We start from the raw sequence: 10,949 nt of genomic DNA, 5'->3' as shown, positions 1-10,949 counted from the left end.
TGCTGATGAAATTTTTTAAGTTTTGAATAACAGGGTTGTTAGATATCCCGGAAAAATCATCAATCAGGAAACCCCCTTGGAGGGAATTAAAATAAATACCAAAGCTAATAGCAGCTAGCAACAAAACAAGAATAAGATTTTTAATCTTTTTGGAAGGCATTTTTATAAATAAAATATTTATGGCTGATTCTTTAAAAATTACTTAAAAAATCAGCCATAAAATAAACACTCTTTAAAAATCAATTAAAAATTAGAACCAACTGTTTGCAATGCAGCAGAATAAATCTGCCCGGTAGTATCATTATAAATCCAGCCGTTTGTTAACGAAGTACTAATTGAAGAGGAAACTAGAATATTACTTTGGCTATTGTAAGGATTAACCGGAATACCAAACTGCATTACGCCACCCGGAGAAGAAGATAACTCAGCGCCTGTAGGAAAGCTTGCCGCGCCAGAAGCTGCGGTCTTAGCATACCAAATAGAAATACCGCTACGCAGGCCGCCCAAAGCACCTCTACAAGCAGCTCTCTTAGCATCCTCTTGAAGATTCCAGAATGTGGGCAATGCTACAGCCGAAAGAATACCTAATATTGTAATTACCATTACCAATTCAATTAGCGTAAAACCTTTCTTTTTCCCTGCTATTCTCATCTTCTCACCACCTTTCATATCCTTTTGTAGTTGAGTTAACCTGGCCTTTATTTTTATCATAAGCGTATCTATTAAGAAAAGGGTCAACTAAAGTTCCATCTTTCATAACCCTATAATAATTAAGATACTTATACATAATTTTATAGCTAAAATCCTTTGGTGTCAACTTAATATTTGTAAGTTCCTGAAGCGAAACAGGAAATGAATTATTATTAATTTGATAATGCTGAATTGCCAGCCGCAAATTCATCAGTTCGTTTTTTAACGCCTCTTCCCTTCCCGCTCTCAAAACAATGTTGAAATAATTCGCGAATAAACCTATAAGAATAAATATAACACAAGAAACAACCATCAATTCAAAAACCGAGAATGAACGTTTTACCTTTAGGCTAAACATACCTTTTAAGAAGACCTAAAAACTCTAATCAGGTTCCACATTGGCAAGAATATTGCCAGAGCCATAAGTAAAACCATGCAACCTAAAACCAAAATCAGTATTGGTTCAATGTAAGTACTTAAATTCTTTATCATATAGGCTGCGTCACGGTCATAATAATCAGCAACACTAAAAAGCAGCTCATCAACTCTTCCCGTTTGTTCTCCGACGGCGATCATTTGCACTACAACTGGAGGGAACAGATTACTTACTTTCATTGGCTCAGAAAGCCCTCTACCCTGGCTAACACTTTCCCTGATATTAAGAATCGCGCGAGAAATTATTATATTTCCGGAAGTTCTTGAAGTTAAATCCAGGACTTCCAAAATAGGCACTCCGCTTTTCATCAGTATTGATGTAACTCTCGCAAAACGAGACATTATTAACAAATTAACCAACGGGCCTAAAATCGGAACCTTTAACTTAAAATTATCCCAAATAGGACGGCCCAATTTAGAAGAAATAAATGCCCTAAAAGCGATAATTGCCCCTATTAAACCCAAAATAAACAAAAACCAGAATTTCTGAATCAATACACTTATAAAAATCAAAATCCTAGTTGGCAAAGGAAGTGTGGCATTAAACTGGCCATAAATCATCGCAAATCGCGGGATGACAAAAGTAACCACGATTAAAAATCCAACGCATAACACAAAAAAAGCAATCATCGGATATCTTGTAGCTGCCTTAATCCGGGCTCTTGTATCAATCTGCTGTTCAATAAGGCTATTTAGTCTCTCAAGGATACTTACAATATTTCCACCGATCTCCGCTGCTTTAATCATGCTGACATATACTTCATCAAAAATATTATTATATTCTTTTAAACTCGAAGAAAAACTTGACCCTCCCCGGATATTCCGGGCAATATCCATAATCACTGTCTTAAAATACCTGCTTTTAGTTTGCAGCGCAACCGCTTCAAGGCTTGACAATAAAGGAAGACCTGCTTTCTGTAAGGAGTAAAGCTGGCGGGTAAAAATATTTAGTTCCTCAAGGCCCACCCTTTCAAACCGTTTTAGAAGCGTAAGGGGATTGATTTCTGAAACCTCGGAAAGAGAAATTATAACATACCCCATATCCTGCAGTTTTTTCACGCCATGATCCTTGTTTTCTGCAGCGATTACTCCATTTACTAACCTTGAAAAGCTGTCTCTAGCTTTATACTTAAAATTAGGCATAGCTTCCTTGCTATCTTAAACGAGAGGCGACAAAAAACAAAACAATGGAAAATACAATCAGGAAAACTCCAACAAATTTACTTTCCTTTTCCGAGGGAGCCTTAAACTCAATCACAATTTTGTTCATGCCATCTGATAATTTCTTTAAGACATCTTGTCCTCCGATAAAAAGCAGCCCTAAGATTAGTGTTATTATTGCAAATCCCATCAAAATCGCCATACTTTACCTCCCGGGCACAAGCCCTGCCCTGTTTGCCCTACCAAAGGCACTCTTTGCCTTCTGCCCAGAAAGGGCATATTTGGCAATCATTTATTATGCCAAGGTGCCGATAAGCAAAGATGCGGGTAGGGATTAATTATTTATTACGCTTCTTCAGTAACCCTTAAGACCTCTTCTGCGGTAGTAATGCCTTTTTTTATTTTCTCAATACCATCTTCATATAGTGTACGCATGCCGTTTGATACAGCCACTTTCTTAATTTGGGCTGCATTTGCTTTAGCAGTAACCAGATTTTTAATCTCATCATTAATAACTAAAAGCTCAAAAATGCCTTTTCTTCCCATGTACCCGGTATTCTTACAGTGCATACAACCCTTCCCACGGGAAAATTCAACCTTTTCTTCAATATTCAAGTCCTTGATAACTTCTTCCGAAGGGGTATAATTAACTTTGCATTTGGGGCAAATTACTCTTACTAATCTCTGCGCCAGAATACCTATAACAGAACTTGCGATCAGATAAGGCTCAATCCCCATATCCAGTAAACGCGTAAGAGAACTTGCGGCATCGTTTGTATGCAAAGTTGACAAAACCAAATGCCCTGTTAATGATGCCTGAATCGCAATCTCTGCTGTTTCTTTATCACGAATCTCTCCGACCATAACAATATCCGGGTCCTGCCTTAAGATGCTCCTCAAACCATTTGCAAAAGTAAGACCTGCCTGAACATTAACCTGGGTTTGCCGGATAAGAGGGATTTCATATTCCACGGGGTCTTCAATCGTAATTATATTCTTACCTATATCATTTATTGTAGAGAGTGCTGCGTAAAGCGTGGTAGTTTTACCGGAGCCTGTTGGCCCTGTAACCAAAATTATCCCATTCGGATGTTTAATCAATTTATCAAAAGCTTTTAAATCCAATTCTTGAAACCCTAATTCCGCAAGCCCCAAGAGCACTGATGTTTTATCCAGAATCCTTAAAACAATGTTTTCCCCGTGCATAGTCGGAAAAGTTGAAACCCTCAAATCCAAATTTTTATTTTCCATTTTTAGCTGGATTCTGCCGTCCTGGGGAATACGCGTCTGGGAAATATCCATCTTGGCCATTATTTTAACACGGGAACAAAGAGCGCTTTGCAGATGTTTTGGGATATTCTGAGCTTCATGGAGAATGCCATCTACTCTAAAGCGGATTAACACTGAACTTTCTCCGGGCTCAATATGGATATCGCTGGCCCTTTCTTTAACAGCCTGCATAATTATTAAATTGACTAACTTAATTACAGGAGCTTCCTCAGCAATATCAGACAAACGCTTACCCTGCTTTAACTGCTCCTCCATCTTTTCTTCAGTTAAACCTTTTATTAATTCCTGCGTGCTGCCAATTGAACCATAATACTGATCAATAATTCTTTGTATCATTTCCTCAGTTGACAAAACCACATCAATAGAAGATAATCCGGACTTAATCCTTATTTCATCCATAGCAATGATGTCCTGAGGGTCTGCCATAGCAATAGTTAGGCTGTCCCCAATCTTAAATAAAGGAACAACCCTATATTTCATTGCTATTGATTCAGGAATAAATTTAATAACATCCGGATCAATTAGATAATCGCTTAAGTCAATAAAAGGCACCCCGATTGAATCAGCAATTATATTGCCTATATCAACCTGAGAAATAAAACCCAGTCTTTCAAGAGCTTTATCTATAGTCATGCCGGTCTTTGCTGCTTCCTCTTTTGCGCTATTAATCTGGTCTTGCGTGACTACACCTTTTTTTAAGAGTACATCAATATTTACACTCTTTGACATAAAGCCTCCGTTTAATTAAATCTTAAGACAAGTGGAGCAAATTCTTGATATCGTAAAGCAAAAGCTCAGCCTCAAACGGCTTACAAATAAAAGCATCTGCTCCCATTTCTTTTGCCAGATCCACGTCTCTTTGCTGATCTTTAGCTGTGAGCATTAGTATAGGTAGGTGTGAATATTTAGGGTCTTTCTTGAGCTTCTCACAAACTTCATAACCATTCTTTTTTGGAAGCATAATATCTAAAATTAATAGATCCGGATTAACTTCATCTATTACATTAAGCGCTTCTTGACCGTCATAAGCAAAAAATACTTCGTAATTATTAGCCTCAAGCCTTACTTTGACAAATTTAATTAAATCCTCTTCATCGTCTACAACTAGTATCTTTTTCTTCTCCATCCAAACCTCCTGCATCTGCTTGAAGCACTTCTAAGAGAATACTTCTGTTAGCTTACAGCTATTTAAGCAAATTTGTAATATTATAAAACAGAAGCCCGATTTCGAACGGTTTTGAAATATACGCATTAGCACCTACTTTTTTTGCAAGTTTAATATCCTCTTCTTGTTCTTTAGCAGTTAGCATAATCACAGGGATATTCGCGTATTTCGGGTCTTTTTTCAACTGTTCGCAAACCTGGAAACCATCTTTCTTAGGAAGCATGATATCCAAAACAATCAAATCAGGGTTTACTTCCTCAACCATTTGAAAAGCCTGTTCTCCGTCATAAGCGGCAAATACTGCATAATGATTTACCTCAAGGGCTATCTTAACTGAATCAACAAGGTCTTTTTCATCATCAACAATCAATATCTTCTTCTTTTCCATTAAATTCCCTCCCTAATTAATCTTAAAAACCTATTTCAATAATTCTTTTATCTTAGCAAGCAAAGCATCTGGATCAAACGGCTTAGTAATATACGCATCTCCGCCGACTTTTTGCCCCAGGATAATATCATCTTCCTGCGCCCTAGCGGTAAACAATATTACAGGAATATTTTTATATTTCTCGTCAAATTTTAACATCCGACAGACCTTATAACCGTCAATCTTAGGAAGCATAAGGTCTAATATAATTAAATCGGGTTTTTCCTGCCGGGCTTTATCCAAAGCCTCCTGGCCGTTATAGGCAGTGATAACCTCAAAACCATTGGCCTCAAGGCGCATCTGAATCAATTCAACTAACTGTGATTCATCGTCAACCACAAGAATTCTTTTTTTATCCATGTTGCTTATTCCTCCTGCTTCAAAAGCCCTAAGTTGCCTTGCAATTTAACCTAATAACGAATTAATCTTAGCTAAAAGATCACTATATTCAAAAGGTTTCTCCACATAATGTTTAATTCCTTCAATAGCAAACAAATCTTTCATCCCTGCTTTAGCAGTCAAAACGATAACATTTGTATTTCTCAATGATTCGTCAGCTTTTATTTCCCTGACAAACGAATACCCGTCCATATTGGGCATAAGAATATCTAAAAGGATCAAGTCGGGTTTTTCGCTCTTGGCTTTTAACATGCCTTCCTGCCCATCAGAGGCAGTAACTACGTTAAAATCGTTTAGCTCAAGCCTCATCTTCAACATCTCAACCAAACTTGGCTCATCATCAACTACTAATATCTTTTTCTTTCCCATTCTTTCCTCCGTTTAATTAACTATAATTACTTGATTCTGCTATGAGCACTAAATCCTCATCATTTTTAGCTTCATCAGGAAAAGTAGCGTGCCCAACCTTAATTTTTACTCCCTCTGTCAAATCGTAAGCAGCCAAATATTTTGATATGCCTTCCCTTATCCTGCCAACAACCATTAAAACATTTTCTTTATCACAATCCGGCAGAATCACTATCACCTGCCCGTCTTCTTTTATAACTATATCTTTTTTACGAGTCAAGCTATTTTTAACAATATTAATCATGGAATCAAGTATTGAATAAAGCTTGGTACCCATAAGCCTCATATCTACTATGGCAGTCTTGATAATAATTAAAGAAAGTTTAGAGTCACTCCTTAAGGCTTCTTCAATTTCTTTATCAATATTTTCTTTTAAGGCCTGACGAAAAGTATACTTTGGAAGCATAAAAGTAAACTTGGTGCCCTTCTTAACCTGGCTCTCAACGAAAATATTCCCTTTGTGTAATTCAATAATCCCTTTAACGATTGACAAGCCTAAACCAGTACCTCTGTCTCCAGGGCCCGCAACCCTACCAAATTGTTGGAATTTACTAAATACTTTCGTAAGATCATCTTTGCCAATACCTATTCCAGTATCGGCAACAACACATTCAACCTCATCCCCTAATTCTCTTATTGTGATTTCAACATATCCTTCATTTGTGAACTTTACGCAGTTTCCGGCTAAATTAATAAAAACCTGATTGATTTTATCCGGATCCGCATAAACGTTTATTTTTTCGCTAGGGACATCTAATTTCAAATTAAGCCCTTTTTTCTTTATTTGCGGCTCGAAACTTAACCCGATGTTCTTCACCATCTCGGTTATGTCAAAAAATTCTTTTTTAAGCTCTACTCTTCCTGCTTCCAGCTTAGAGATATCAAGGAGGTCATTGATGATTCTCGCAAGCCTATCAATATTATCTTTTGATGTTGTAAGGATTCGCGCCTGCTTCTCGTTTATCGCTCCGGTTATCCCATCTAACACCAAACTTATCCCTTCTTTTGTAATTGAAAGCGGCGTCCGCAGTTCATGAGAAACGGTGCTTATAAAATCATCCTTGATTCTCTCTAGACGCTTACGCTCGGTAATATCCTCAACTATCATTAAGATTTTTTTACTCCCGCCTTCCTCCAAAGGAATACCCGTAAAATTCCGCACTGTAGTCATCTGCCCAAAATAAGAAGTATATTCAACATTATCAATCTTAAAATATTCGCCGTTAAGCCCAAGTTTTATTTTATCAATAAGGCCGGCCTCTTTATAATGCGCAAAATCAAAAACATTTAAACCCAAGAATTGTTCTCTGGTCTCTCCGGATAGCTTAAGCATAGCATCATTAACATATTCAACTTGTCCCTTGGAGTTTACAATATAAATACCAAACGGAGACTTCTCAATTATTTCCCTTAGCATATTATATGACTTCTTAAGCAGCTCTTCTGAACTCTTACGCTCAGTTATATCAACACTAAAACCAATAATACCGTTAATATTCCCCTTATCGTCTTTAAACGGAACTTTGTCTGTCTGAACCCAGCGTAAACCTTGTTTAGTCTTAAGTAATTCGATAATCCCGAATTTTGGCCTGCCGGAAACGATAACCTCCTTATCATCAGACCAATAAGCTTCAGCGTATTCAGGAAAAAGATCAAACATGGATTTACCTTCCAAGTCTTCTTTCTTCGCTCCTTGGGATTCAGCAAAACTTTTGTTCACCCTAATAAGTTTATTTACCCTATCTTTGTAAAAAATGAAAACCGGAGAATAATCAATAATATTTTGCAATTCTCTTCTTTGTGCATCTAATATATCTTCAAAATGTTTACGTACAGTAATGTCCTCAATAGTTTCAATTGCTGCAATAATATCTCCGTTTACAGACTTGACTGCAGAGGAAATAACCCTAAAATTCCTTATCTCATCCTCAAGCGGAGTTTCAGTTATAGCCTCATGCCTTAATCCATCCTTTAAAGTTTTGCAGGTAGGGCAATAAGAACAAGCTTCTTCCCGCGGGGGCCTATTAAAAACCTTGTAACAAATAGGCTGCTTAGCAGTATCAGCATCCGGGAACCATTGTTTCATCTGATTATTCATTGCAAGAATCTGCATCTGGGGATTAACAAGCGCAACCCCAAGAGTGATATTATCCACTAAACTTTTGTATTTTTCTTCCGATTCTTTTAATGCAGTAGTGCGTTCACCTACTAATAACTCAACTCTTGCTGTACGCCTTGCTATCTCAAAAAGATATGCGGCAAGCAATAAAGTAATTAACAAACCAAGGCAAAACACCCCCCATTTCAAAAGGCTATTGAACCTATGGATAAATACAGAATCCGGATAACAAACAAATTTCCACCTGCGCCCTGCAAAATCAAAATACCTTGTATAGGAAATATCCGCATAAGAATATTTACCCAGCATATTCGTTAATTTGCCAATATTTGGACTAGCCCTTACACGCGTATTATGCAAGTAAATAAAATTGGATATCTCTGGAGAGGTTTCATCATATATCGCAAAATTAATTCCTACCGGAGTCAAGGAAGACAAGGACGTTTCTATAAGCGAGTCAATCGGAACAACCAAAGAAAGAAATCCCTTGAGATTAGCGGTTCGTTGCTCTAGGGTTAAATGAGGTTTATAATCATCGGTTACAGGCAGAAAAAAACGCAGGCCAAAAGCGCCTCCAGAAATATTGAGTTTTTCTAAAAGCCCTATTTTTGAAGTTACCCCAACCCCTCCTGTTTCTAATGCGTTAGCTAAAGAGGCCTTACGGTCAACATCAGAATTAATATCATAACCTAAAATTACTTTAGTAATATTATTGAAAGGCTCAATGAATAAAACCGGAAAATACTCATTTCTTCTGCTGCTTCTTACGAACTTTCCTGACTCATCTCTTTCGGTAATCTGAAAATTCTGAAAACCCTCCCTGCGAATTTTTTCTTCAAAACTAAGCCTTTCTGCATTTCCGACTCTCGGCATCCAATCAATAGATAAAATTTCTTTGTGCCGTTTTAAAATATTTTCAACAAAAATCCTGAATTCATCTCTTTCAACCGAAACACTTGAAGCATAAAAAGAAGCTACCGTTTGAAGCAGTTCTATGCAATCCTGTACTGACTTCTCGATTAAATCAAGCCTTTCATCACAAAAAGAATCAAATTCTTTTATTAAATTGGTCCTCTCAATCTTCTGCGCGCCAAGGAATAAGCCAAAAGATATAACTGCACCTAATAACAATACAAGTGCAACAACATAATATTTACCTTTTACTGAATATTTTTTAATCATACCCAGTTATCCATAAAAAAACCTGGGAATAAAATTCTTTTCCCAGGCAATATATTAATGTGATTAACAACAACCTCAATCGCACCCATAAGTAGTCCTCTTTGTGAATAGATTCAAGGCCTTAAAATTCATATAATTATATCATAACTAACGAGTTGTGCAAGAAAATTACGGCTAAAAATTAAAGTTGGGTTTCTTTATAGGAAAGTATCTTTTTAATCTCTGCCAAAAGCTTTTGGAGCTCAAAAGGTTTCTTAAAATAGCTGACAATCCCAAGGCTATATGCCTTTTTCACATCAACTGTCCCGGCAAGAGCAGAAATAACAATGATTGGTATACCTTGAGTCTGCGAATCCTTATTAAGCATCTCACAGATTTCAAGCCCGCCTAAGGTAGGCATTAATAAATCCAAAAGTATCAGATTCGGTTTAAAACTTTTTATCAAATAAATTACCTGCTTAGGCTCTGTTGTTGACTTAACTTCAAAACCCGCCGGCTCAAGTAAATCAGTAATTAATTTTACGATTTCCGGTTCATCATCCACTATAAAAATTCTTTTTTTATCAGGCATTTTTGCGCTCTCCTCTGTCTAAGCTATTTTTTTAATCACTTTTACGCTTAATTCTATCACAGAGTTCAAATCTTCCAAACTAAAAACACTTACCGGAGAATGTATATAACGGCTTGGCACACTCAACACGCCACAGGGGATACCCTCTCTATTCATGTTAATCATCGCTCCATCAGTCATTCCTCCTTCAAGGACATCCATCTGAAATTTAATTTTATTCTCTCTGGCAGTATCAACCAACATCTCTCTTACTTTTTCGCTTACGATAATTCCTCTACCTGCAGCTTCAATTATCGTAATTGCTGCCCCAGAGCCTAATTTTAAAGTAGACTCACTTTCTTTAATCATCGGGGTGTCTCCTGCGCTCGTAGTATCAATAACAAGTGCAAAATCAGGATCCACTTTAAATGATGAAGTACGGGCTCCTTTAAGGCCTACTTCCTCCTGAACTGTTGCAACTGCAAAAACTTGGGCGCCCGTATTAACCTTCTCCATAATCTTCAATAAAGCATAGCAACCAACCCGGTCATCAATAGCTTTTCCATAACATAGAGAGTTATTCAAAACTCCCGAATTTGGCTCAAAAATAACTGAATCGGCAATTGCCACTTTTTTCTCCGCTTCCTCTTTGGTTTTACATCCTATATCAATAAACATTTCCGTGTATTTTACCACCTTAGATTTCTCTTCTTCCTTTACAAGATGCGGCGGCTTTAAACCAATAATCCCGAAACAATCTCCTTTTTTGGATTTTACAATTACCCTCTGACCGATTAATACCCTGTCATCAATACCGCCGATTTTAATAAAATTCAAATAACCATCTTTAGTAATATGTTTAACTAACAGCCCAATTTCATCCATATGGGCTGCGAGCATAATTTTTTTCTTACCGCTTCCTTTTTTGGCAATCACATTACCGAAATTATCCACCTCCACACTACAGCCTCTCTTTTTAAACTCACTTTGCATAATAGCAGTAATTTCTTTTTCATATCCGGAAACACCTGCTGCATCAATTATTTTTTTTAGCAATGGGTCCATCAGAAACACTCCTTTTGGGCACAAGCCCATCCCGATTCATCAGATAGAATCGGGGATT

At 37.1% G+C, this 10,949-nt stretch carries 12 protein-coding genes; all 12 read right to left on the bottom strand.

Annotation, left to right across the window (positions count from 1 at the left end):
- Positions 1-243: 243 nt before the first annotated feature.
- The 12 genes from PHO70_03990 to PHO70_03935 all read right to left on the bottom strand — a co-directional run bounded on the left by PHO70_03990 (position 244) and on the right by PHO70_03935 (position 10,891).
- Positions 244-711, bottom strand: a complete 468-nt coding sequence (locus PHO70_03990; GenBank protein MDD5432131.1) for a prepilin-type N-terminal cleavage/methylation domain-containing protein — start codon at positions 709-711, stop codon at positions 244-246.
- Complete coding sequence (locus tag PHO70_03985) at positions 656-1,048, bottom strand: type II secretion system protein GspG (GenBank protein ID MDD5432130.1); 393 nt, start codon at positions 1,046-1,048, stop codon at positions 656-658. Before PHO70_03985 ends, PHO70_03990 begins: the two co-directional genes overlap by 56 nt.
- Positions 1,049-1,053: 5 nt before the next feature.
- On the bottom strand, positions 1,054-2,268 hold the full coding sequence (locus tag PHO70_03980; protein ID MDD5432129.1) for a type II secretion system F family protein: 1,215 nt from the start codon (positions 2,266-2,268) through the stop codon (positions 1,054-1,056).
- 10 nt (positions 2,269-2,278) lie between these two features.
- Positions 2,279-2,488, bottom strand: a complete 210-nt coding sequence (locus PHO70_03975; GenBank protein MDD5432128.1) for a hypothetical protein — start codon at positions 2,486-2,488, stop codon at positions 2,279-2,281.
- Positions 2,489-2,631: 143 nt separating this feature from the next.
- The gene (gspE, locus tag PHO70_03970) at positions 2,632-4,305 is read right to left on the bottom strand and encodes a type II secretion system ATPase GspE (protein ID MDD5432127.1); all 1,674 of its coding nucleotides are present in this window, start codon (positions 4,303-4,305) and stop codon (positions 2,632-2,634) included.
- Positions 4,306-4,327: 22 nt separating this feature from the next.
- The gene (locus PHO70_03965; GenBank protein ID MDD5432126.1) at positions 4,328-4,702 is read right to left on the bottom strand and encodes a response regulator; all 375 of its coding nucleotides are present in this window, start codon (positions 4,700-4,702) and stop codon (positions 4,328-4,330) included.
- A gap of 58 nt (positions 4,703-4,760) precedes the next feature.
- On the bottom strand, positions 4,761-5,129 hold the full coding sequence (locus tag PHO70_03960) for a response regulator (protein MDD5432125.1): 369 nt from the start codon (positions 5,127-5,129) through the stop codon (positions 4,761-4,763).
- Between the two features lie 30 nt (positions 5,130-5,159).
- Positions 5,160-5,528 carry a response regulator gene (locus PHO70_03955; GenBank protein ID MDD5432124.1) on the bottom strand — a complete coding sequence of 123 codons (369 nt, stop codon included), beginning with the start codon at positions 5,526-5,528 and terminating at the stop codon, positions 5,160-5,162.
- A 45-nt stretch (positions 5,529-5,573) separates the two neighbouring features.
- Positions 5,574-5,936, bottom strand: coding sequence for a response regulator (locus tag PHO70_03950; GenBank protein ID MDD5432123.1), 363 nt, complete (start codon positions 5,934-5,936; stop codon positions 5,574-5,576).
- 16 nt (positions 5,937-5,952) lie between these two features.
- Complete coding sequence (locus tag PHO70_03945; GenBank protein ID MDD5432122.1) at positions 5,953-9,276, bottom strand: CHASE domain-containing protein; 3,324 nt, start codon at positions 9,274-9,276, stop codon at positions 5,953-5,955.
- 181 nt (positions 9,277-9,457) lie between these two features.
- Positions 9,458-9,847, bottom strand: a complete 390-nt coding sequence (locus PHO70_03940) for a response regulator (GenBank protein ID MDD5432121.1) — start codon at positions 9,845-9,847, stop codon at positions 9,458-9,460.
- Between the two features lie 18 nt (positions 9,848-9,865).
- Positions 9,866-10,891, bottom strand: a complete 1,026-nt coding sequence (locus tag PHO70_03935; GenBank protein ID MDD5432120.1) for a M42 family metallopeptidase — start codon at positions 10,889-10,891, stop codon at positions 9,866-9,868.
- Positions 10,892-10,949 lie beyond the last annotated feature (58 nt).

The sequence above is a fragment of the Candidatus Omnitrophota bacterium genome (assembly GCA_028715415.1).
GTDB lineage: Bacteria > Omnitrophota > Gorgyraeia > Gygaellales > Profunditerraquicolaceae > JAQURX01.
The sequence above is the reverse complement of the archived record's forward strand: the minus strand, read 5'-3'. Positions and strand labels throughout refer to the sequence as shown.

What these genes read in the sequence shown, in the direction of transcription:
- PHO70_03980 (MDD5432129.1), bottom strand. Translation starts at nt 2,268, where the DNA reads ATGCCTAATTTTAAGTATAAAGCTAGAGACAGCTTTTCAAGGTTAGTA.
- PHO70_03945 (MDD5432122.1), bottom strand. Translation starts at nt 9,276, where the DNA reads ATGATTAAAAAATATTCAGTAAAAGGTAAATATTATGTTGTTGCACTT.
- PHO70_03990 (MDD5432131.1), bottom strand. Translation starts at nt 711, where the DNA reads ATGATAAAAATAAAGGCCAGGTTAACTCAACTACAAAAGGATATGAAA.
- PHO70_03940 (MDD5432121.1), bottom strand. Translation starts at nt 9,847, where the DNA reads ATGCCTGATAAAAAAAGAATTTTTATAGTGGATGATGAACCGGAAATC.
- PHO70_03950 (MDD5432123.1), bottom strand. Translation starts at nt 5,936, where the DNA reads ATGGGAAAGAAAAAGATATTAGTAGTTGATGATGAGCCAAGTTTGGTT.
- PHO70_03960 (MDD5432125.1), bottom strand. Translation starts at nt 5,129, where the DNA reads ATGGAAAAGAAGAAGATATTGATTGTTGATGATGAAAAAGACCTTGTT.
- PHO70_03935 (MDD5432120.1), bottom strand. Translation starts at nt 10,891, where the DNA reads ATGGACCCATTGCTAAAAAAAATAATTGATGCAGCAGGTGTTTCCGGA.
- gspE (MDD5432127.1), bottom strand. Translation starts at nt 4,305, where the DNA reads ATGTCAAAGAGTGTAAATATTGATGTACTCTTAAAAAAAGGTGTAGTC.
- PHO70_03985 (MDD5432130.1), bottom strand. Translation starts at nt 1,048, where the DNA reads ATGTTTAGCCTAAAGGTAAAACGTTCATTCTCGGTTTTTGAATTGATG.
- PHO70_03975 (MDD5432128.1), bottom strand. Translation starts at nt 2,488, where the DNA reads ATGGCGATTTTGATGGGATTTGCAATAATAACACTAATCTTAGGGCTG.
- PHO70_03965 (MDD5432126.1), bottom strand. Translation starts at nt 4,702, where the DNA reads ATGGAGAAGAAAAAGATACTAGTTGTAGACGATGAAGAGGATTTAATT.
- PHO70_03955 (MDD5432124.1), bottom strand. Translation starts at nt 5,528, where the DNA reads ATGGATAAAAAAAGAATTCTTGTGGTTGACGATGAATCACAGTTAGTT.